This is a genomic window from Micromonospora zhanjiangensis, from assembly GCF_042650605.1.
In the GTDB taxonomy this organism is placed as follows: Bacteria; Actinomycetota; Actinomycetes; order Mycobacteriales; family Micromonosporaceae; genus Micromonospora_J; species Micromonospora_J zhanjiangensis.
This window is the reverse complement of the sequence record NZ_JBHSBN010000002.1, coordinates 408,015-428,603: the sequence shown is the minus strand read 5'-3', so window position 1 is coordinate 428,603 and position 20,589 is coordinate 408,015. Positions and strand designations below refer to the sequence as shown.

Below are 20,589 nucleotides of genomic sequence, written 5' to 3'. Positions count from 1 at the left end.
AGGGCGACCGGCGCGGTACCGTCGGGCGGCACCGGGGGGCCCGCGCATGGCAGGCTCTAGGTGACGACCACCCGGCGCCCGGGGGTCAGCGGTCCCTCCGGAAGGAACCTCCGTGCACATCGTGATCATGGGATGTGGCCGGGTCGGCTCGACCCTGGCACACAACCTCGAGTCCCGCGGGCACTCGGTCGCGGTCGTCGACCAGGACGCGGACGCCTTCCGGCGCCTCGGTCCCGACTTCGGCGGGATCACCGTCACCGGCGCCGGCTTCGACGGCGACGTGCTGCGCCAGGCCGGCATCGAACGGGCGGACGCCTTCGCCGCGGTCTCCAGCGGGGACAACTCCAACATCATCTCGGCCCGGCTGGCCCGGGAGACGTTCGGCGTCTCCCGGGTCGCGGCCCGCATCTACGACCCGCGCCGGGCGCAGGTCTACGAACGGTTGGGCATCCCGACCGTGGCCACCGTGCGGTGGACCGCCGACCGGATCGTCCGGCACCTGGTGCCGGAGGGGAACCTGGAGATCTTCCGCGACCCGACCAGCACCGTGTCGATCATCGAGGTGCCGGTGCACGACGGCTGGATCGGCCGTCCGCTGCGCGCGTTGGAGGACGCGGCCGGGGCCCGGGCCGCCTACCTGACCCGGTTCGGCATCGGGACGCTGCCCACCGCCGGCGCCGTACTGCAGGAGGGTGACCAACTGTTCATGCTGGTCACCGACGACATCGCGGACGCGGTGACCCGGGTCGCCGGCACGTCACCGGAAGGTGGGGAGTGACGATGCGGATCGCCATCGCCGGAGCCGGCAACGTCGGCCGGTCGATCGCCCAGGAGCTGATCGAGAACGGCCACCAGGTGATGCTGATCGAACGGCAGCCGAAGATGCTGCGCCCGGAGCGGGTGCCCGCCGCGGACTGGGTCCTCGCCGACGCCTGCGAGCTGACCAGCCTGGAGGAGGCCGACGTCGCCAGCTGCGACGTGGTGGTGGCCGCGACCGGGGACGACAAGGTCAACCTGGTGGTGTCGCTGCTGGCCAAGACCGAGTTCGCGGTGGGCCGGGTGGTGGCCCGGGTCAACCGGGCCGAGAACGAGTGGCTGTTCAACGACCAGTGGGGCGTCGACGTGGCGGTCAGCAAGCCGCGGGTGATGGCGGCCCTGGTCGAGGAGGCGGTCACGGTCGGCGACCTGGTCCGGCTGATGACGTTCCGGCAGGGCGAGGCCAACCTGGTCGAGATCACCCTGCCGCCGTCCGCCCCGTACGTCGGACAGCCGGTCCGGGCGGTGCCGTTGCCGCGCGACTCGGCCCTGGTGGCGATCCTGCGCGGCAAGCGGGTGCTGGCGCCGAGTCCGGACGACCCGCTGGAGGCCGGCGACGAGCTGATCTTCGTCTGCACGACCGACGTGGAGGAGTCGGTGCGGGAGGTCATCCTCGGCGCGAAGAACACCGGGCAGCAGGACCGGACCCGGGGCTGACGACCCATCGCGGAGCCGGTCCGTCCGGCCGGCGGGTCACCGGTTTCCCCGGCCGGCCTCGGCTTCGGCGCGGCGGGTCACCCGACCCGCCGGGTCGGGCGGTTGCCTCAGCCGATCGCCGGATCGGCGACGTCCGGCGACCGGGTGACCCGGCGCACCGTCCACACGGTGATCAGCAACAGCAGCGCGTACGGCGGGTAGCCCAGTGCCAGTCGGGCGATGCCCAGCGCGGTGCCCATGTCGGCGAGGTAGAGCGCGGCCTGCACACCCACCTTGGCCAGCCAGACCACTCCCCACAGCACGGTGAGCCAGGTGAAGGTGCGGACCAGTCGCGGGTCGTGCCGCCACTCGGCGCGGCCGCCGGCCACGATCACCGACCAGATCCAACCCACCAGTGGCTGCCGGACCAGCGCGGACAGCAGCAGCACCAGGCCGTAGCCGATGCCGTACAGGATGCCCGGCAGGTAGAAGTCCCGGTCGTCGCCGGACCGCCAGGCGATGAACGCGCCGATGCCCACGCCGACCAGGCCGTTCACCGCGTGCCGGACCGGTCGGCGCTGGACCAGGCGGCCGACGGCGATCGCCACCGCCACGCCGACCGACGCCAGCACCGCGGGCCGCAGCTCGGTGACGACGTTCACCACCACGAAGACCAGGACCGGGATGCTCGACTCGAGCATCCCGCGCCAGCCGCCGAGTTGCTCGGCCATCTGCTCGGCCAGGGTGGGCAGCGGCGCCTCGTCGTCGGGCGTGCTGCCCGTCTCGACCGTCGGCGGTTGTCCAGGCGTCATCGGCACGTCTTCCGTTCGGCGATCCCGGTCGGCCGTCCCCGCCGTCACCGGGGCGGCTCCAACTCGTAGTACGGGTTGTAGATGACCTTGCGGGCGTCCCGGACCGCCAACCGGCCCCGGACGGTCAGCTGCCGGCCCGGCTCGACTCCGGTGATGTGCCGGCGGCCGAGCCAGACCAGCGTCACCACGTCGCTGCCGTCGTACAGGTCGGCCTCCAGCGTCGGCAGGTTGGTGCGCGGCGTGTAGACCACCGTGCGCAGCCGGCCGGAGATCGACACCAACTCCCCCCGCAGGCACATGCCGGCCGGGGTGCCACCGGCCTCGTCGCTCTCCCGGCGCAGCTCCTGCGCCTCGATCTCGGCCTCGCTGGCGGTCAGCCGCTTCAGGAAGCGGCGGACCGACACCCGGCTCTCGTCGGTCGCCATGACCTCCGTGTCACCCTCCTCGACGCGGCGTCCACGCCGCGACCGTTCGGCCCGAACCCCCGCGGTCGTCCCCACAGCGTACGCCGCCGAGGGCATCGACGGCGGCACGCCCAGCCGGCGCCCAGCCGGCGCCCGGCCAGCTCAGCCCCGGCCGCCCTGGCCGGGCGCCGGCTGGGCGCGGTACGGGTGCTGCTGACCCGGGGGCGTCCCGTTGACCGCTCCCCCGCCGTCACCGTCGGCGTTGTCCCGGACCGCCTGCTCGGCCACCTCGCGGGGCAGCCGCAGTGGCAGCGCCTCGCGGACCGGCTTGGCCTCCTGGCCCCGGTCGACCACCAGACCGTCGAGCACCTCGGCGAGCGGCCCGGCTGCGGCCGGGTCGGTCGCGGCCCGCCCCTGGTACAGGGCGCGGACCATCCACCGCGGCCCGTCGACGCCGACGAAGCGCAGGTCGGCCGGACCGTCCGGGGTGTTCACCCGGGCCCACAGCTCGGTGCCGTAGTCACCGTCGGTCTCCCGGGCGGTGGCGCCCTGCTCGACCAGCGAGGCGCGGATCTCGTCGCGGACCTCACCCCAGATGCCCTCGGTGCGGGGCGCGGCGAAGGCGCCGAGCTGCAGCGCGTTCTCGCCGTGGACCAGGACGACCTGCTGGATCGTCCCGTCCGGGTCCGCCTGCACCCGGACCTCGACCCCGTCCACCGCCGGGATGTGCAGGCTGCCCAGGTCGAGCCGCTGCACGCCGTCGGGCGCCGCGGAGATGTCGTACGGACCGCGCTCGGGCGTGTCCGCCTCGGACGACGCGTCGAGGTCCCCGGTCGCACCGTCGACCGGGCGCCCGTCGCGGGCGTGCCGCCCGGAACTACGACGTCCCTTGAAGATCACTTTGCCACCTCTTCGCTCTCGTCGCTCGCACCGTGCCGCGGGACAAGCCCCGCGTGGCCGCCCGTCGACCCGTGGCCGCCGGCCCCGCGCGGGGATGCCGGCAGCTCGGTGACGAGGTGGAACCGGGCCCGTTCCACCCGCTGCACGACGAGCTGAGCGATCCGGTCCCCACGGGAGATCTTCGCCGGGCTCGACCCGTCGTGGTTGATCAAATTGACCAGAATTTCGCCACGGTAGCCGGCGTCGACCGTACCGGGCGCGTTGAGCACCGTCACACCCAGCCTGGCGGCGAGACCGGACCGGGGGTGGACCAGACCGACGTACCCGTCCGGCAGGGCGAGCGCCACCCCGGTACGGACCAGCGCCCGGCCGCCCGGCGGGATCTCCACCTCCTCGGCGGCGACCAGGTCCGCCCCGGCGTCACCCGGGTGGGCGTACGCGGGCGGCGGCAGGTCCGGGTCGAGCTGACGCACGGGTACGGGTACGGACTGGTTCACGCTCATGCCTTCCGTCGGGACTGGCGCACCACGCCGGCCGGGCAGCGCGCACCGGCCGGGCATCGCACGGCACCCTCCCATCCTGCCGGGTGGCGGCGGCCGATCGGGCCGTACCCTCGCACCGTGGCGCCGATACGATCCGAATCCGTGGTCACCCGGCCCGATCCGGGCTACACCGAACGGCTGACCCTGCCCTGGTGGCTGTGGCTGGCCGGGGTCGGGACGGCCGGTCTGCTGGCGACCGAGGTGTGGTTGGGCGCGACCGGCCTGCGCGCCTGGCTGCCGTACGCGGTGCTGTTCCCGCTCGCGGTCGTCGCGCTGTGGTGGCTGGGCCGGATCCGGCTCGCGGTCCGGGACGGCGAGTTGCTGGTCGACGACGCCCGGCTCCCGGTCCGGTTCGTCGCGGACGCCGTCGCGCTCGACGCGTCCGGCCGGCGCGAGGTGCTCGGCGTGGGCGCCGACCCGTTGGCGTTCGTGGTCCAGCGGCCCTGGGTGGCCGGCGCGGTGCAGGTGGTGCTCGACGACCCGGCCGACCCGACACCGTACTGGGTGGTCAGCACCCGGCACCCGGTCCGGCTGGCGGCGGCGATCCTGGCCGCCCGGGACGGTGCCGGTCCGGCGCACCGGGCCTGAGTCGCGGTCCCGGTCGACCGGCCCGGCCCGATCGACCGGTCAGTCGTCGCTGATCGCCCTGCGCCGGGCGGCGCGCAGGTCCTCGCAGACCCGTTCGCCGAGGCTGCGGGTCACCCGCCGGTTGAGAAAACTGGCCACCGCGGCGCCGGTGAGGAACGGCCCCAGGGTGGTCAGGTTGCGACCGAACCGGCGCAGCAGCCGCTCCCGCAACTCGCGGCGGGCCGCGGTGCCGAGCACCGCACCCACCCCGGCCCCGGGCAGCATCGGGTTGACCCCCCGCTGGCTGGACCAGACATGGATCAGGGCCATCGCCCGTTGTCCGCCGATGCCCGGCACCGGCGTGTCGTACACCTCGTGCAGCTCGCCGAGCAGCTTCAGCTCGATGGCGACCACCGCCACCGTCTCGGCGGCCAGCAGCACCGGCGCGGTCAGCAGGGTGGGGGTCACCGTCCACTCGACGGCGGCCACCCCGCCACCCGCCGCGCCGATCCCCGCGGTGGCCCGGGCCGCGTTCCGGATCAGCCGCTCGGCCAACGCGTCGCCGTCGAGGCCGCCGTGGTGCCGGCGCAGCGTCTCGTGGTCGCGGATGGGTACGTACGGGGCGATGTCGCTCACCGCCTCGGTGAGCCAGCGCAGTGCCGCCCGGGGCTTGAACAGGTCACCCGTACCTCGGGTGCGCAGCTCACCGACCAGCTTGCCGAGCAGTCGCCGGCGCTGCGCCGGCACGATCTCGTCGGCGGACAGGGCGGCGACGGTGGCGGCCAGGTCGTCGCCGACGGGTGCCACGGTGGCGGCCGGGTCGGGTCGGTCCCCGGCCGGTTCCGGGCGGATGGACGAATCGTCCGGTGCGCGGTCAGGGTGACTCATGTCGGCTCCTCCAACCAGGTCCGCTCCCTCTGCCACAGCGAACCGGATCGAGTCAAGCAGCTGTCCGCCGCCCGCGCACGTCGAACCCGGCGACCTCGGCGAGCGAGGTCACCGGACCCGGATTCCCGCCGTCAGACGCACTCGCGGCAGATCAGCTCACCGTTGCGTTCCGCGGCCAGCTGGCTGCGGTGGTGCACCAGGAAGCAACGGGCGCAGCGGAACTCGTCCTGCTGCATCGGTAGCACCTTGACGGTCAGTTCCTCGTCGGCCAGGTCGGCACCGGGCAGCTCGAAGCTCTCGGCGACTTCGGCCTCGTCGACGTCCACGGCGCCCGACTGTGAGTCGACCCGCCGGGCCTTGAGCTCTTCCAGGCTGTCCTCGCCGAGGTCGACCTCGTCTCGACGCGGGGCGTCGTAGTCGGTGGCCATCGGTTTCACTCTCCCATGTCGATATGGTCGCTGCCGGTTGTAACGCCGGACGACGCTGTTTCGGTTCCCGCTGGCCGGTCTTCTTTCCGCTGGCCGACCCCGGCACGCCGTTCCGGCCGCAGCGGCCGCGAAACAAACCCCCCGGCGAGCGCGGTACCTTACCCCCCTATTGGCGAGGCATGTATACCGCCCTCGCCGCATGCTTGTACGCCCATGCCCCCGAAGTTGTTCCCAATGTGACTCAGGCGACACGAAGATAGGGGTCCGGCATCGCCGGAGGCGACCGGCACGCCGCAGCGACCGGCGGTTTCCACACAGTGGCGGACAACCGCTAGCCTCAGCGGAATACTCGGTAGCCAGCGAGCCGGTCGCCCCCTGCCCGCTGGTGGTCGCCATCATCTTCCACGGGGGAGCCAACAGATGAGCTTTGCGCGGGTGCGGGCACTCGTCGTCGTCGGCGCGCTGACGGTGCTCGCCCTGGTGTTCATCGTCGTCGCCCTGGTCCGGGATACGCAGAGCAGCGACAAGGCCCCGGGGGCATGCCAGAACGGCGAGGTCCGGGCCAACATCGCCCTGCCCGAGCCGCAGAACGTGAAGATCGCCGTCTACAACGCGACGAAGACCCAGGGGCTCGCGGACTCCGTCGCCACCAACTTCGGCAACCGGAAGTTCAAGGTGGTCAAAACGGCCGTCGACAAGAAGGGCATCGAGGGCGTCGCGGTGCTGCGGTACGGCCCTCAGGCGGTCGGCGCGGCGCACCTGATGCGGGCGTACTTCCTCGACAACGCGCGGACCGAGTACAACCCGCAGCGCAAGGACGACGTGGTCGACGTGGTGATCGGGCCGAAGTTCCAACAACTGGCCACCTCCACCGAGGTCAACCAGTCGCTGACCGAGCTGGGCAGCCCGCCGCTGCCGCCCGGCGCCTGCGCGGCCAACGCCAAGCGCTGAGACCGGTGGGCCGGCCGTCACGGGCCGCCCGCCGCGTTCAGCCGGGCCAGCCGCTCGTGCAGCGGGCCGAACAGGGCCGGCGGCGCGGCGATCAACAGGTCCGGACCGGCCGGCCGCCCGTCCAGTCCCTCGACCCGCAGGCCCGCCTCGCTGGCGATCAGTCCGCCCGCCGCGTGGTCCCAGGCGTTCAGGCCCTTCTCGTAGCAGACGTCGACGGCGCCCTCCGCGGCCAGGCAGAGGTCGATCGCGGCGGCGCCGAACCGGCGGATGTCCCGTACCTGCGTGATCAGCCCGGCGAGGACCGCCGCCTGGTGCGCCCGCCGGGCCGGGTCGTAGCCGAATCCGGTGCCGACCAGCGCCTGGCGCAGGTCGGTCTCGGTGGAGCCGGTCAGCCGGCGGCCGTCCCGGTACGCCCCGCCGCCGCGGACGGCCGTCCATTCGTCCCCGGTCGCCGGGTTGCGGACCACCCCGGCGACCACGACACCGGCCACCTCGGCGGCGATCGAGACCGCGTAGTGCGGCAGCCCGTAGAGGTAGTTCACCGTGCCGTCGATCGGATCGACGATCCACCGCACCGGGTCCGGACCGGTCGCGGCCCCGGCGCCCCCGGTGCCGTACTCCTCGCCCAGCACGGTGTCCTGCGGCCGGATCCGGTGCAAGGTCTCGACGATCTCCCGCTCGACGGCCCGGTCCGCCGCGGTGACCACGTCGGTGGCGGTGGACTTGGTGGCCACCGCGGACACCCCCGCCGCGCGCATCCGGGCGGCGGTGTCGGCCGCCCGCCGGGCCAGGTCGACGGCGATCGCCAGCAGTTCGTCCGGAAATCCGGCCCCCATGGTGTCCCCTTTCCCACACCCGCGGTCCGGGGTGCCCCGGCCCGGCTACCATCCTTGCAAAACGCACATAAGCTAAAAGTCGGCGGCCCCCAGCCGCCCTTCTGGCGTGGGCGCGGGATGATCGCCGCAGACGGCGTTACAATTCATCCCTACCCTTGCGCCACCTACCGCCGGACACCGGCCGGGCGGAGCGCGGGGGGCGCCTCAACCACATCGGACCGGGTCGTTGCCGAATGCTGCGCTGGCTGCACCGGCCTGATCGTTCCTCGCCTCCGGAAGGTCATTCGTGACAGAACCCCGCCACACCGGCGCCGACGTCCGCTCGCTCACCGACACCCTGATCGCCCACGCGCAGAACGCCGGCGGCCAGCTCACGTCGGCCGAGCTCGCGCGCACCGTCGAGTCCGCTGAGGTGACCCCGGCCCAGGCCAAGAAGATCTTGCGCGCGCTGTCCGACGCGGGCGTCACGGTCGTGGTCGACGGTTCGGCGAGCACCCGCCGCCGGGTCGCCGCCGCCCGATCGGCCACCCCCGCCTCCCGGGCGACCACCGCCAAGGCGACCAAGAAGGTGGCCCCGCCGGCACCGAAGCAGGCGGCCGCCGCGGACGAGCCGGCCACTCCCGCCGCCGCGCCCAAGGCTCCCGCCCGCAAGGCGGCCGCCGGGGGTGGTGCCGTCGCCGCGAAGACCGCTCCGGCGCCCGCCAAGGCGACCAAGGCCGCCAAGGCCGCCGCCGCGCCGGCCAAGCCCGACGCCAAGGGCAAGGCCGCCGAGGGCGAGATCGACCCGGAGGAGCTCGCCAACGAGATCGAGGATGTCGTCGTCGAGGAGCCGGCCGAGCTGGCGCAGGCGGCCGCGGCGGACGCCGCGAGTTCCGCCACCGACAACGACTTCGAGTGGGACGACGAGGAGTCCGAGGCGCTCAAGCAGGCGCGTCGGGACGCCGAGCTGACCGCCTCCGCGGACTCGGTCCGGGCGTACCTCAAGCAGATCGGCAAGGTCCCGCTGCTCAACGCCGAGCAGGAGGTGGAGCTGGCCAAGCGGATCGAGGCGGGCCTCTACGCCGCCGAGCGGCTGCGGGCCGCCGAGGACGGCGAGGAGAAGCTGGTCCGGGACATGGTCCGGGACCTGCTGTGGATCTCCCGCGACGGCGAGCGGGCCAAGAACCACCTGCTGGAGGCCAACCTGCGGTTGGTGGTCTCGCTGGCCAAGCGCTACACGGGCCGCGGCATGGCGTTCCTGGACCTGATCCAGGAGGGCAACCTCGGCCTGATCCGGGCGGTCGAAAAGTTCGACTACACCAAGGGTTACAAGTTCTCCACCTACGCCACCTGGTGGATCCGCCAGGCCATCACCCGGGCCATGGCCGACCAGGCCCGCACCATCCGCATCCCGGTGCACATGGTCGAAGTGATCAACAAGCTCGGCCGGATACAGCGTGAGCTGCTCCAGGACCTGGGTCGTGAGCCCACCCCGGAGGAACTGGCCAAGGAGATGGACATCACACCCGAGAAGGTGCTGGAGATCCAGCAGTACGCTCGGGAACCCATTTCGCTTGATCAGACCATTGGTGACGAAGGGGACAGCCAGCTCGGCGACTTCATCGAGGACTCCGAGGCCGTCGTGGCGGTCGACGCGGTGTCGTTCTCGCTGCTGCAGGACCAGTTGCAGCAGGTCCTGCAGACCCTCTCGGAGCGGGAGGCCGGCGTGGTCCGGCTCCGGTTCGGCCTGACCGACGGTCAGCCCCGCACGCTCGACGAGATCGGCCAGGTCTACGGCGTGACCAGGGAACGGATCCGACAGATCGAGTCCAAGACCATGTCCAAGTTGCGCCATCCGTCCCGCTCCCAGGTGCTGCGGGACTACCTGGACTGAGGTTCGGCGCTCAACCGGTCGTACTGCCGCCGTCACCGGTCGTACAGCAGTTGGTGTTGATCAGTGGGTTCCTCGGGTGTGATCATTGACGGAGCACCCCGGCGACACGGCACACTGTTTCCACGACGTGTGACCTCGGTCCCCCGAGGGCACACTGGGAAGGCCGCACCCACCCGGGGTGTTGCACGATAGGTGAGCAACGACCGAAGAGAGTGTTCATCGGTGACGACCAGAGGAGGAAGGCGATGACCCCGACCCTCACGCCGCCGCCCGAGACGGTGGCTCCCCCAGCCGCCGATGAACGGTGCGACCGCTGCAACGCCGCCGGCAAGCTCCGGATCACCCTCGCGGGTGGGAGCGAGCTGGTGTTCTGTGGACATCACGCGAACAAGTACGCCGAGGACCTGGTCAAGATCACGGTCCGATACGCGACCGATCCGGAGTTCGAGTGGCGGGGCGCCGAACTGATGGCGAACTGATCTCCGTACCACCACGTTATCGACCGGGGGCACCCAGCGGGTGTCCCCGGTCGACGCGTATCGGCCGACCGGTCGCGGTTCAGAAGCTCTGAATGGTCGCGATCCGCTCTTCGAGCTGCTCGATGGTGGCCTGCGCACTGGGCGGACCGCCGCAGAGCCGGCGCAGCTCGGCGTGGATCTTGCCGTGCGGCAGGTTGGTCCGGTGGTGGTGGGCGGCCACCAGAGCGTTCAACTGCCGGCGCAGGGCGATCCGCCGCTCCGCGGCGCTCAGCGGCCGACTCTGGGCGGGCACCGCCGGCTGCTCGGGCCGCTGGCTGCGCCGCCGCTGGGCGGCCAACTGCTCGGCCTGCCGCTTGTTCAGCAGCGCCGCCACCTGCTCGGCAGTGAGCAGACCGGGCAGCCCCAGGTATTCCTCCTCCTCCGGGGTGCCGGCCTGAGCGCCGGTACCGAACGACGCCCCGTCGAAGATCACCTGGTCGAGTTCGGCGGTGGCCGACAGGGCCTCGAACCGCTTCTCCAGTTCTCCGCTGGCGTCCTCGGTGCGCTGGGCGCGTTCCAGCAGCTCGTCGTCGAAGCCGTCGTCCTTCTTCGGCGCGCCGAGCACGTGGTCCCGCTCGGCCTCCATCTCGCTGGCCAGCCCGAGCAGGTGCGGAACGCTGGGCAGGAACACCGAGGCGGTCTCCCCCGGCCGGCGGGCCCGGACGAACCGGCCGATCGCCTGGGCGAAGAACAGCGGCGTCGAGGCGCTGGTGGCGTAGACGCCCACCGCCAGCCGCGGGATGTCCACCCCCTCGGAGACCATCCGGACGGCGACCAGCCAACGCTGGTCGGAGGCGGCGAACGCGGCGATCCGGTCCGAGGCGCCCGCGTCGTCGGAGAGCACCACCACTGCCTTCTCGCCGGTCAGCCGCTCGATCAGGCGGGCGTACGACCGGGCCGCCTGCTGGTCGCTGGCGATCACCAGCCCACCGGCGTCGGACATCCCGCCGGCCCGCTTGGTCTGCAACCGCGCGTCGGCCGCCCGCAGCACCTGTGGCATCCAGTCGCCGGCCGGGTCCAGCGCGGTACGCCAGGCCTGGCCGATCAGGTCCTGGGTCATCGGCTCACCGAGCCGCGCGGCCAACTCGTCGCCGGCCCGGGTCCGCCACCGGGTCTCCCCCGAGTAGGCGAGGAAGATCACCGGGCGGACCACCCCGTCGGCCAGCGCGTCGGCGTACCCGTAGACCGAGTCGGCCCGGGACCGTTGCAGGCCGTCCCCGCCCCGCTCGTAGGTGACGAACGGGATCGGGTTGTCGTCGGACCGGAACGGCGTGCCGGTCAGCATCAGCCGCCGTACGGCGGGCTCGAAGGCCGCCTTGACCCCGTCGCCCCAGGACCGCGAGTCGCCGGCGTGGTGGATCTCGTCGAGGATCACCATCGTCCGCCGGGTCATCGTGCGCCGCCGGTGCACCTGCGGCGCCATCCCCACCTGCGCGTAGGTGAGCACCGCGCCGTGGAAGTCGGCGGACGAGTGCACGTCGGCATTGCGGAACGCCGCGTCCAGCTGGATACCGACCCGGGCGGCGGCGGTCGCCCACTGGTGCTTCAGGTGCTCGGTCGGCGCCACCACGGTGACCGCGTCGACCGTACCGTCGGCGAGCAGTTCGGCGGCGATCCGCAGGGCGAAGGTCGTCTTGCCGGCGCCCGGTGTGGCGACCGCCATGAAGTCGTCGGACCGGCGGCGTAGGTACTCCACCAGAGCCCGCCGCTGCCAGGCCCGCAGCGGCGGGAAGGACTCCGTCGGGGACGGCCGGGCAACCAACGGGTCACGCCTCCTCGCCACGGGGGATTGTGGGCCGGGCGGCCGGGCGGGAAGCACCGGCCACGAAAACGCCTCCGCGACCGGGTGGAGCGCGAAGGCCGTCCCAGCATAACCAGGACTCCCCAGCCGCCCCAGGCGACACCACCGCGCCGCTGGTCACACTTCCTGCCGCCGGCCGGCCTGGACCGCCGGCCGGCCCTGGTCCGCGGCCCCGGCCGGATCCGCCGACCGGATCTGGTCCGTCACCCGGTCGGGTCCGTTGGCCGGCCGGTGAACGCGCGCCGGTGCGGCGACCGCTGGCGCAGGGCCAGTCGGCGGCGGGCCCGCTGCCGCTGGGTCCGCTCCGGCAGCGGCCGGTCGGTGGCCACCGGGGCGGACCAGCGGCGCCGCAGCGCCACCAGGCGGATCCCGAAAACCAGCACCGCGGCACCGATCAGCGGGGCCGGCCCGGCGAAACCGGTCCGGTCCAGCGCGGCGACCACGATCGCGCCGGCCAGCGCCGCCAGCGCGTAGATCTCGCTGCGCAGCACCACCGGGATCTGGCCGGTGAGCAGATCCCGACCCAGGCCTCCGCCGATGCCGGTGAGCATCCCGATCAGGCAGGCGCCGACCGCCGGGACCCCGGCCGCCAGCGCGGCGACCGTGCCGGTGACGGTGAACAGGCCGAGCCCGGCCGCGTCCAGGACCAGGACCGTCGTACGGAGCCGGGCGAGCTGCGGGTGCAACCAGAACACGGCCGCCGCGGTGACCGCGGCGGTGGCCGCGTACCGCCAGTCGGCGAAGGCCAGCGGCGGCGCGGCGTTGATCACCAGGTCGCGGAAGATGCCGCCGCCGAGCGCGGCGACGAACCCGACGAAGACCACACCGAACAGGTCGAGCCGCTTGGCCACCCCGGCCGAGGCGCCGGACGCGGCGAAGACCGCGACGCCGGTCAGGTCGGCCACGAGCAGGGCGGTGGAGGTGGGCACCCGGAAAGGCTATGCGGACGACGGGTACGACGGCCCGGGTCAGTCCTTCATCGAGTCGTAGATCTCCTTGCACTTCGGGCAGACCGGGGAGCCCGGCTTGGCCGCCTTGGTGACCGGGAACGTCTCGCCGCAGAGCGCGATCACGAAGGTTCCCATGACCGCACTCTCGGCGATCTTCTCTTTCCGGACGTAGTGGAACATCTCCGGCCCGGTGTCGGCATCCTTCAGCTCCGGACGCTCGAGAACCTCAGTGCTCACCTGTCGTACACCTCCAAAATGACCCCGCAACCCCGATTTTGACAGGTCACCGGCAAGCGGTCCACTTCAGGCCGGACCGCCCGGGCCGTACGGTGGTGATCATGAGTGATTTCCAGATCCGGTACGGCGCCGAGGTGGCCGCCGCCCTGCGGACCGGCCGGCCCGTGGTGGCCTGCGAGAGCACCATCGTCTCGCACGGGCTGCCCCGCCCGGACAACCTGCGGGTGGCCCGGGAGATCGAACGGGCCGTCCGGAACAACGGAGCGGTGCCGGCCACCATCGGGATGGTGGCCGGCGACATCGTCGTCGGGTTGGACGACGATCAGTTGACCCGCCTGGCGACCAGCGACACGGTGGTCAAGCTCTCGGTGCGCGACCTGGCCGTGGCCGCCGCCCGCGGCGCCGACGGCGCGACCACGGTGGCGGCGACCAGCGCGGTGGCCGCCGCCGCCGGGATCGGCGTGTTCGCCACCGGCGGGCTCGGCGGGGTGCACCGCGAGGCGGCGCAGACCTTCGACGAGTCCGCCGACCTGGTCACCCTGGCCCGTACCCCGATCGCGGTGGTCTGCGCCGGGGTGAAGTCGATCCTGGACACCGGCGCCACCCTGGAACGGCTGGAGACGCTCGGCGTCACCGTGGTCGGGTACCGCACCCGCCGGTTCCCCGGCTTCTTCATCACCGACAGCGGCTTCGAGCTGGACTGGTCGGTGGACTCACCGGAACAGGTGGCCACCACCCTGGCCGCCCGGGCCGGCCAGGGCGTGCACTCCGGCGCGGTGATCGTGGCCAACCCGCTGCCGCCGGACGAGCAGCTCGACCCGGAACTGCACGACCGCACCCTGGCCGACGGGCTGGCCCGGCTGGACCGCGAGGGGGTGACCGGCAAGGCGGTGACCCCGTTCCTGCTCGCCCACTTCCACTCCGCCACCGCGGGCGCCAGCCTCGCGGTCAACGTCCGGATCATCCTGCGCAACGCCGCCCTGGCGGCCCGGATAGCGGTGGCCGCCACCACCACCGCCGGCGAGGGCGGCCCGGATCACGGCCGGCACCGGACCGGACGGGCCGACGGGTGACCGGGGCGTCCCGGATCGTCGTGGTCGGCGACGTCGTCACCGACGTACTGGCGGTGCTGGCCGGTCCGCTGGTCACCGGCTCGGACACCCGGGCCGACATCCGGCTGACCGGTGGCGGGCAGGCGGCCAACACCGCCGCCTGGCTGGCCCGGCTGGGCGCCCCGGTGACCCTGGTCGGTGCGGTCGGCGACGACGTGGCCGGCCGGGTCCGGGTGGCCGAGCTGGCCGCCGCGGGCGTGCACTGCGCGGTCCACCGGGTGGCCGCCGCGGTCACCGGCACGGTGATCGTGCTCGCCGGCGACGGCGAGCGGACGATGATCAGCGAGCGGGGTGCGAACCTCCGGCTGACCGGGGCGCACGTCGAGGCCGCCGTGGCCGGGGCGCCGGACGCGACCCACCTGCACCTGTCCGCGTACACGTTGTTGGACGCCGGGTCGCGCGACGCCGGCCTGCGGGCGCTGGCCGTGGCGCGCGGGCGCGGGCTCACCACCAGCGTCGACGCGGCCTCCGCGGCGCCGCTGCGGCAGGTCGGACCGGCGGCGTTCCTGGACTGGGTACGCGACGTCGACCTGCTGGTCGCGAACGCGGACGAGGCCGAGGTGCTGGCCGACGGGCCGGACCCGGTGGACCGGGCCCGGCGGTTGGCCGGCGGGGTGCGGCACGCGGTGGTCAAACGCGGCCCCGAGGGTGCGGTCTGGGCCGACCCGGACGGTGCGGTGACCGTGGCCCCGGGGCGTTCCGGGACGGTGGTCGACGTGACCGGGGCGGGGGACGCCTTCGCCGCCGGGTTGCTGGCGGCCTGGACCGCCGGTGCGGACCCGCGGGCGGCCCTGGACCGGGCCGGTGAGCTGGGCGCGACGGCGGTCGCCCTGGTCGGCGCCCGCCCGCCGACCGGCCGGGGCGCCGCAGGCGCGGCCCCGGTGGCGTGGCCTGCCGGGCCGCACGCGTGAGTCGCGGCGCGGCCTGGCGGGCCGCCGCGTGGGCGGCGGTGGGGCGGCGTGCCGGGACCGGTCGTCCCGGGCGGTGGATCCGCGGTCAGGGCTCCGCGTCGATGGTGGGGTGCGTGGGGTGCGGGCGTTCCTCGGCGGTCAACGTCCGGGCCGGCGTGTCGTCCCGATGCTGCCGTTTCAGCCGGTTGGCCAACCGGTGCTCCTCCTTGGGCGGCCGGTCGTTGGCCAGCAGCACCGCGAGCCACGGGATGAGGACCATGCCGATCAGGCACAACGGCAGCCACAGCCACAGCATCGGTGCCTTGAAGCTGACCAGGACCGCGCCGGCGATCAGGCAGACCGCCCGGATGCCCATCATCACGACGTAACGCACCTGTCGGCTGTGCAACTGGTCGTTCTGGCTGCGTGCGGCGTCGGTGATCAGAATGGGCCGGTACGCCGGTTGCTTCACCACGGAGCCTCCTCGGGGATGCCCGTCCATCCTCCCACTTTTCCGACACGTACCGACGGGCCCCGGCCCGCGGACCGCCGGGCCTGCGTGTTACGTACGTGGTACGCTGCCCCCTGTGGGCAGCAGGTTCAGCTTCACCGACGAGGCGTTGGGCAACCTGCGGGTCTACGACGTCACACCCGGGGAAGTCTGGCAGGCCCTGCACGCGGGCCGCCGGATCATCCGGCATCTCGGCGACGACGTGATGGTCGTCTACGCGGCGACCGGACCGGGCCGCCGGCTGGCGATCCTGCTCGCCGAGGCCGACCACGGCGACAACGACTGGGACATCCTCTCCGCACGCGATCTCAGCGACAGCGAGTCCAAGCGCTACGAGGAGGCGCTGCGGGGTTGGCGACGATGAGGCGGTGGTGATGGTGAACCGACACGACGCGGCGAAGCGGTTCCACTCCGGTGGGGACGACCTGGCGGACCTGATCGACAACGCCCGGCCGGCCGAGCTGCCCACGCCGGACACCGACGTGCCGATGGTGAGTCGCTCGGTACGGCTACCGGTGGACACCTACGACCGGGTGCGGGCCGCCGCCGAGGCGCGCGGGATCGGGGTGACCACGCTCATGCGGCAGTGGATCGAGGCGGGACTCGCCGACCTGGACGAGTCGGCCACCGTGTCGCTGGCGGACGTACGACGGGCATTGGCCGCGCTGGCCCACCCCACCGCCGCCTGAGCGCCGCAGCTACCCGCCGGCGGCCTTCGCCTCGGCCTTCAGCTGCTTCTTGTAGGCCCGCACCCGGGCCAACGACTCCTCGTCGACGACGTCGGCCACCGACCGGTACGCGTCCTCGTCGCCGTACCCGCCGGCGGCCTCGCGCCAACCGGGCGGTCGCACGCCGTACCGCTTGCCCAGCAGCGCCACCAGGATCTGGGCCTTCTGCCGACCGAATCCGGGCAACGCCAGGATCCGGTTCAGCAGCTCGGACCCGTCGGCGACACCGGACCAGAGCGCTTCCGGATCGCCGCCGTACCCGTCGACGAGCGCCCGGCACACGTCCCGCACCCGGGCCGCCATCGCCTTGGGGAACCGGTGCAGCGCGGGCGGGGTGGCGAAGATCCCGATCAGCTCGTCGAGGTCGAAGCCGGCCAGTTCACCGGCGGTAGGTTCGTGGCCGAGCCGCCGCGCCAACACGTACGGCGAGGTGAACGCCTTCTCCATGGTGACCTGTTGGTCCAGGGTCAGACCGATCAGCACGGCGAGCGGATCCCTGGCCAGCAGGGCGTTCGCCTCGGCGTCGATGGGCAGCGAGAGCATGGGCCCATCCTGCCCGAACCGGCGGCCGACCGGTCGGCGACCGGCCGGTCGGGTGCGGCGCGTACCGGAGCGCGGCGGTGAACGACAAGCTCGCGGGCCAATTGCGCAATCCCCTTTTCTCCCTTCGCGGAACGCATCTTGCACCATGCAAAACGGTTGAAATGAAAGAGGCTCGTTCAGCCAGAATTCCGACGAACTGAATAGCGCAATATCATTGTGCCGCCGGTCTATGTCATCGCATTCTGTATTCGGGCCGGCGCCGGCCCTGGCAGGCAGCCACTCCCACACGGGCCGGGCACCGCCAACCGCGCCCGGACCGGACACACACGCATGGGGGAGGGTGGACAGTGACTGCCGGCGACCGGGGACCGGAATTCGCAAGACTCGCGATAGAACTCGCGATCGCGCATCGCCCGCGATGGACCTTCCGCAATTTGAAGCTGCGCCGGATCTGCAGCTGCGGAAATCCGCTGCCGTGTCGGAAACTCACCGCCCTGCCGGTCGACCGGTCCCTGCCACCATCCGATTTCCCACGGTGGTGACCGGCCCGCCAGAGGTGAGCGAGCGGTTCGTCGGTTGGTGCGGCCGACCGCTCGGTCGGCGGCCGGCCTGACCCGTTGGTGCGGCATCCCACCGGGCGCCGGCCGGCGGCCCGGGCGGCCAGGGCAGGATGGCAGGGTGGACCAACCTGAGATGTTGCTCTCCCCCGCCGGGGTCGACCAACTGCGCGCCGCCCTGACCGGCGCCGGCTACACCTCCAACGGCATCGCCGCGCGGCTCGGTGTGCAGGCGACCGGCGGGGTGGCCCGCAACGACTACCGGGCCGCGCTGCGGGTCACCGCGGACCGCGACCCGCTGGCCACGTTGATCCGGTTGTTCATCTGCGAGCAGACCGAGCCGGAAGCCGCCGTCGCCGCCGCGTTGGCCCCGCTGCCGCTGGCCGAGGCGCTCGCCGCCGGCCTGGTCGAACGGCACGGTGACGGCCTGCGCCAGGGCGTCGACCTGGAACCGTACGGGGACGAATGGTGGGTGCTCGCCGACGTACCGGGCGGCTCCCGGCCCGGCCGGCCGCTGGCGGCCGACCACGTGCTGGGCGTGGGCGGGGCGACCAGCACCCTGATCAACGCCACCGTCCGGCGGCCGGTGGGCACCGCGCTGGACCTGGGCACCGGCTCGGGCGTACAGGCGCTGCACCTGGCCACCCACGCCGACGCGGTCACCGCCACGGACCTGTCCGAGCGGTCGCTGCGGTTCGCGGCCACCACCGCGGCGCTCAGCGGTCAGAGCTGGGAGCTGCTCCGCGGTGATCTGGTCGCGCCGGTCGCCGGGCGCCGGTTCGACCTGGTGGTGAGCAACCCGCCGTTCGTGGTCGGGCCGGGCACCACCACGCACAGCTACCGGGACTCCGGCCGGGTGGGCGACGGCATCGCCGCCGAGTTGGCCGCCGCCGCGCCCGGCCTGCTGACCGAGGACGGCACCATGCAGTACCTGGCGAACTGGCTGCACGTCGCGGGCGAGGACTGGGGCGAGCGGGTGGCCGGCTGGTTCGCCGGCACCGGGTTGGACGCCTGGGTCGTCCAGCGCGAGGTGGCCGACCCGATGGCGTACGTCAACCTGTGGCTGGCCGACGCCAGCGAGGCCACCGACCCGGGGCGCGTCGAGGCGTGGCTGGACTGGTTCGACGCGCACAAGGTGGAGGCGGTCGGGTTCGGCGTCATCAACCTGCGCCGGGCCGGACGCGACGACCCGGTGGTCCGGGTGGAGGACCTTCGGCAGTCGGTCCAACACCCGATGGGCGAGCAGATCGGCGCCTGGTTCGACCGGCAGGACTGGCTGCGTGACCGGGATCCGGCAGGGCTGTTGGGCGCCCGCTACCGGGCCGCGGACGACCTGCGCCTGCGCCAGGAGGCGACCATGGGTGCGGAGGGCTGGGCGGTGGACCGGCAGGTCCTGGAGATGCCGCACGGGCTGCGCTGGTCCGAGGAGGTGGACCCGCTGGTGCTGGCCCTGGTCGGCGGTTGCGACGGGCGGGTGCCGCTGCGGGACCAGTTGGCCGTACTCGCGCTGGCCCACGACGTACCGGAGAGCGAACTCGCCGAGGCGGCCGGACCGATCGTCGCGCACCTGGTGGAACGCGGCCTGATCACGCCCGTGGCGGGCTGAGGCGGAGATGCGGGCCGTGGTGCAGACCGTCGGGCGGGCCAGCGTGACGGTGGACGACGAGGTGGTGGGCGCGATCTCCGACGGCCTGCTGGTGCTGCTCGGGGTGACCCACGCGGACACTCCGGCCACCGCGGCGACGATGGCCCGCAAGGTGCACGAGCTGCGCATCCTGGACGGCGAGCGGTCGGCCGCCGACGTCGGCGCGCCGGTGCTGGTGGTCAGCCAGTTCACCCTGTACGGGGACGCGCGCAAAGGGCGCCGGCCGAGTTGGACCGCGGCCGCCCCGGCCGAGGTGGCCGAGCCGCTGGTCACCGCCTTCGCCGAGGCCCTGCGGGCACGTGGCGCGACGGTGCGGACCGGCCGGTTCCGGGCCCACATGCTGGTGGAGAGCGTCAACGTGGGCCCCCGGACCGTCCTGCTCGACCTGTGAACCGGTCGCTCGACCTGGTGAACCGGGCCCGGTCAGGACCGGTCGCGGCGGTCGACCGCCCGGCGTACCCAGTCGTCGAGCCGGGCTGACCAGTCGATCCCGGCCGCGGTGGCGCGGTCGACGGTGAGCCGGTCGAACCCGTCCCGCCCGCCGGTGAGGACGCCACCCCGCCTGTCGATCTCCAGCAACAGCTCCAGCCGCTCCGGACCGGCCACGAAGGTCAGGTCGAGCCGGTGCACGCCCGGGCCGTACCGGTCCGGCGGGACGAACTCGAACTCCTGGTGGAACGGCACCTCCTGCCGTACGCCGTAGAGGTGCCCGCGCTCGACGGTCGCCCCGGCGAACCGGAAGCCGAGCCGCCACAGGGCGGCGAGGATCTGCTCCTGCTCCGGTGTCGGCAGCACGGTCACCGGTTCCAGCTCGCTCTCGTCCACCGCCCGGGCCACCGCCAGTTCGGTACGCAGGCCCAGGGTCACGCCGGGCAGCGGCCGGTCGCGGATCCGGGTCAGCGGCGTCTGGTGCGGCACGGCGAGGCCGAACGCGAACTCCCGCCGCTCGCCGGCGGCCAGCCGGAGCGGACCGGCCACCCGCTCCCGGTGGAACTCCTCGGTGGCGTCGTACTCGCTGTCCCCGGTCACCACCGCGACCCGGGTCAGCAGGCCAACCGCGAGGTAGGAGATGTCGACCGGGTGGTCGCCGCCGACCATCCGGACCCGACCGGCCAACCGGCCACCTGGCCGGCAGGTGGCATCGTCGACGGTGGTGGCCACGGCGGGGCCGTCGGCGCCCATCGCCCACAGCATCCGCCTGAAGACCACGTCCGCCTCCCTTCCCGGGCCGGCCGGCGTCGCCGGCTCCTCCGCCCGTCCGCCGCCGGTCTTCCCGGACCGGACGCCACCGGCGGGCCGGCCTGCAGGACATTGTGGGTGATAAGCAGCAAATGACGTGGCATTCGCCGACTTGACGCCGTGTTGAACCCGGCCTCACCTCCGCTTAACGCCCGATCGAGCAAGCTCTTGTCATCAGCCGCACCTGCGCGGTTGGTGACGCGCC

25 protein-coding genes are annotated in these 20,589 nt (G+C 73.2%); 12 read left to right on the top strand and 13 right to left on the bottom strand.

Annotation, left to right across the window (positions count from 1 at the left end; translation table 11 throughout):
• The first annotated feature begins 112 nt into the window (after positions 1 to 112).
• On the top strand, positions 113 to 778 hold the full coding sequence (locus tag ACFOX0_RS05090; protein ID WP_377542340.1) for a potassium channel family protein: 666 nt from the start codon (positions 113 to 115) through the stop codon (positions 776 to 778).
• Positions 775 to 1,473, top strand: coding sequence for a potassium channel family protein (locus ACFOX0_RS05085; RefSeq protein ID WP_377542338.1), 699 nt, complete (start codon positions 775 to 777; stop codon positions 1,471 to 1,473). Before ACFOX0_RS05090 ends, ACFOX0_RS05085 begins: the two co-directional genes overlap by 4 nt.
• 107 nt (positions 1,474 to 1,580) lie before the next feature.
• Here the strand turns inward: ACFOX0_RS05085 and ACFOX0_RS05080 are convergent, their stop codons facing one another.
• The 4 genes from ACFOX0_RS05080 to dut form a co-directional block, all read right to left on the bottom strand.
• Complete coding sequence (locus ACFOX0_RS05080; RefSeq protein ID WP_377542336.1) at positions 1,581 to 2,264, bottom strand: DUF3159 domain-containing protein; 684 nt, start codon at positions 2,262 to 2,264, stop codon at positions 1,581 to 1,583.
• Between the two features lie 44 nt (positions 2,265 to 2,308).
• Entirely contained in the window at positions 2,309 to 2,689 is a 381-nt protein-coding gene (locus ACFOX0_RS05075) for an OB-fold nucleic acid binding domain-containing protein (RefSeq protein ID WP_377542335.1), read from the bottom strand.
• A 141-nt stretch (positions 2,690 to 2,830) separates the two neighbouring features.
• A complete protein-coding gene (locus tag ACFOX0_RS05070; RefSeq protein WP_377542334.1) occupies positions 2,831 to 3,568 on the bottom strand; it encodes a DUF3710 domain-containing protein in 738 nt (245 codons plus the stop codon).
• Positions 3,565 to 4,071 (bottom strand): dUTP diphosphatase, encoded by a 507-nt coding sequence (gene dut / locus ACFOX0_RS05065; protein WP_377542333.1) that lies wholly within the window; start codon positions 4,069 to 4,071, stop codon positions 3,565 to 3,567. Before dut ends, ACFOX0_RS05070 begins: the two co-directional genes overlap by 4 nt.
• Before the next feature lie 126 nt (positions 4,072 to 4,197).
• On the opposite strand from dut, the gene ACFOX0_RS05060 reads away from it, so the two are divergent.
• Positions 4,198 to 4,698 carry a DUF3093 domain-containing protein gene (locus ACFOX0_RS05060; protein ID WP_377542532.1) on the top strand — a complete coding sequence of 167 codons (501 nt, stop codon included), beginning with the start codon at positions 4,198 to 4,200 and terminating at the stop codon, positions 4,696 to 4,698.
• 39 nt (positions 4,699 to 4,737) lie between these two features.
• Here the strand turns inward: ACFOX0_RS05060 and ACFOX0_RS05055 are convergent, their stop codons facing one another.
• Entirely contained in the window at positions 4,738 to 5,565 is an 828-nt protein-coding gene (locus tag ACFOX0_RS05055; protein ID WP_377542331.1) for a hypothetical protein, read from the bottom strand.
• Between the two features lie 131 nt (positions 5,566 to 5,696).
• Positions 5,697 to 5,993, bottom strand: a complete 297-nt coding sequence (locus ACFOX0_RS05050) for a DUF4193 domain-containing protein (protein ID WP_222953469.1) — start codon at positions 5,991 to 5,993, stop codon at positions 5,697 to 5,699.
• A 420-nt stretch (positions 5,994 to 6,413) separates the two neighbouring features.
• Between ACFOX0_RS05050 and ACFOX0_RS05045 the strand changes: the two genes are divergently transcribed.
• Positions 6,414 to 6,944, top strand: a complete 531-nt coding sequence (locus ACFOX0_RS05045; protein ID WP_377542329.1) for a LytR C-terminal domain-containing protein — start codon at positions 6,414 to 6,416, stop codon at positions 6,942 to 6,944.
• Positions 6,945 to 6,961: 17 nt separating this feature from the next.
• On the opposite strand, the gene ACFOX0_RS05040 is transcribed toward ACFOX0_RS05045, so the two are convergent.
• Positions 6,962 to 7,780, bottom strand: coding sequence for an inositol monophosphatase family protein (locus ACFOX0_RS05040; RefSeq protein ID WP_377542328.1), 819 nt, complete (start codon positions 7,778 to 7,780; stop codon positions 6,962 to 6,964).
• A gap of 286 nt (positions 7,781 to 8,066) precedes the next feature.
• On the opposite strand from ACFOX0_RS05040, the gene ACFOX0_RS05035 reads away from it, so the two are divergent.
• Both ACFOX0_RS05035 and ACFOX0_RS05030 read left to right on the top strand, forming a co-directional pair.
• Positions 8,067 to 9,653, top strand: a complete 1,587-nt coding sequence (locus ACFOX0_RS05035; RefSeq protein ID WP_377542327.1) for an RNA polymerase sigma factor — start codon at positions 8,067 to 8,069, stop codon at positions 9,651 to 9,653.
• Between the two features lie 245 nt (positions 9,654 to 9,898).
• Complete coding sequence (locus ACFOX0_RS05030) at positions 9,899 to 10,132, top strand: DUF7455 domain-containing protein (RefSeq protein WP_377542325.1); 234 nt, start codon at positions 9,899 to 9,901, stop codon at positions 10,130 to 10,132.
• Between the two features lie 79 nt (positions 10,133 to 10,211).
• On the opposite strand, the gene ACFOX0_RS05025 is transcribed toward ACFOX0_RS05030, so the two are convergent.
• From ACFOX0_RS05025 to ACFOX0_RS05015, 3 genes are all read right to left on the bottom strand, one after another.
• The gene (locus ACFOX0_RS05025) at positions 10,212 to 11,933 is read right to left on the bottom strand and encodes a DEAD/DEAH box helicase (protein WP_377542531.1); all 1,722 of its coding nucleotides are present in this window, start codon (positions 11,931 to 11,933) and stop codon (positions 10,212 to 10,214) included.
• Positions 11,934 to 12,175: 242 nt separating this feature from the next.
• On the bottom strand, positions 12,176 to 12,901 hold the full coding sequence (locus ACFOX0_RS05020) for a trimeric intracellular cation channel family protein (protein WP_377542324.1): 726 nt from the start codon (positions 12,899 to 12,901) through the stop codon (positions 12,176 to 12,178).
• Between the two features lie 39 nt (positions 12,902 to 12,940).
• Positions 12,941 to 13,159, bottom strand: coding sequence for a DUF3039 domain-containing protein (locus ACFOX0_RS05015; RefSeq protein WP_377542322.1), 219 nt, complete (start codon positions 13,157 to 13,159; stop codon positions 12,941 to 12,943).
• A 101-nt stretch (positions 13,160 to 13,260) separates the two neighbouring features.
• Between ACFOX0_RS05015 and ACFOX0_RS05010 the strand changes: the two genes are divergently transcribed.
• A complete protein-coding gene (locus ACFOX0_RS05010) occupies positions 13,261 to 14,232 on the top strand; it encodes a pseudouridine-5'-phosphate glycosidase (protein ID WP_377542321.1) in 972 nt (323 codons plus the stop codon).
• Positions 14,229 to 15,182, top strand: a complete 954-nt coding sequence (locus ACFOX0_RS05005) for a carbohydrate kinase family protein (RefSeq protein WP_377542319.1) — start codon at positions 14,229 to 14,231, stop codon at positions 15,180 to 15,182. The genes ACFOX0_RS05010 and ACFOX0_RS05005 overlap by 4 nt, the downstream gene beginning before the upstream one ends.
• Before the next feature lie 85 nt (positions 15,183 to 15,267).
• On the opposite strand, the gene ACFOX0_RS05000 is transcribed toward ACFOX0_RS05005, so the two are convergent.
• On the bottom strand, positions 15,268 to 15,636 hold the full coding sequence (locus tag ACFOX0_RS05000) for a DUF3099 domain-containing protein (RefSeq protein ID WP_377542318.1): 369 nt from the start codon (positions 15,634 to 15,636) through the stop codon (positions 15,268 to 15,270).
• Between the two features lie 112 nt (positions 15,637 to 15,748).
• Between ACFOX0_RS05000 and ACFOX0_RS04995 the strand changes: the two genes are divergently transcribed.
• Complete coding sequence (locus ACFOX0_RS04995) at positions 15,749 to 16,036, top strand: hypothetical protein (RefSeq protein WP_377542316.1); 288 nt, start codon at positions 15,749 to 15,751, stop codon at positions 16,034 to 16,036.
• A gap of 10 nt (positions 16,037 to 16,046) precedes the next feature.
• Positions 16,047 to 16,361: a hypothetical protein gene (locus tag ACFOX0_RS04990; protein ID WP_377542314.1), complete on the top strand. Its 315-nt coding sequence runs from the start codon at positions 16,047 to 16,049 to the stop codon at positions 16,359 to 16,361.
• A gap of 9 nt (positions 16,362 to 16,370) precedes the next feature.
• On the opposite strand, the gene ACFOX0_RS04985 is transcribed toward ACFOX0_RS04990, so the two are convergent.
• Positions 16,371 to 16,943, bottom strand: coding sequence for an HhH-GPD-type base excision DNA repair protein (locus ACFOX0_RS04985; protein WP_377542312.1), 573 nt, complete (start codon positions 16,941 to 16,943; stop codon positions 16,371 to 16,373).
• Between the two features lie 678 nt (positions 16,944 to 17,621).
• Here ACFOX0_RS04985 and ACFOX0_RS04980 point away from each other — a divergent pair.
• Positions 17,622 to 19,106 carry a DUF7782 domain-containing protein gene (locus ACFOX0_RS04980; RefSeq protein ID WP_377542311.1) on the top strand — a complete coding sequence of 495 codons (1,485 nt, stop codon included), beginning with the start codon at positions 17,622 to 17,624 and terminating at the stop codon, positions 19,104 to 19,106.
• A gap of 7 nt (positions 19,107 to 19,113) precedes the next feature.
• Complete coding sequence (gene dtd, locus ACFOX0_RS04975; protein WP_377542309.1) at positions 19,114 to 19,536, top strand: D-aminoacyl-tRNA deacylase; 423 nt, start codon at positions 19,114 to 19,116, stop codon at positions 19,534 to 19,536.
• A 32-nt stretch (positions 19,537 to 19,568) separates the two neighbouring features.
• Here the strand turns inward: dtd and ACFOX0_RS04970 are convergent, their stop codons facing one another.
• A complete protein-coding gene (locus ACFOX0_RS04970) occupies positions 19,569 to 20,354 on the bottom strand; it encodes a sporulation protein (protein WP_377542307.1) in 786 nt (261 codons plus the stop codon).
• Positions 20,355 to 20,589: the final 235 nt, after the last annotated feature.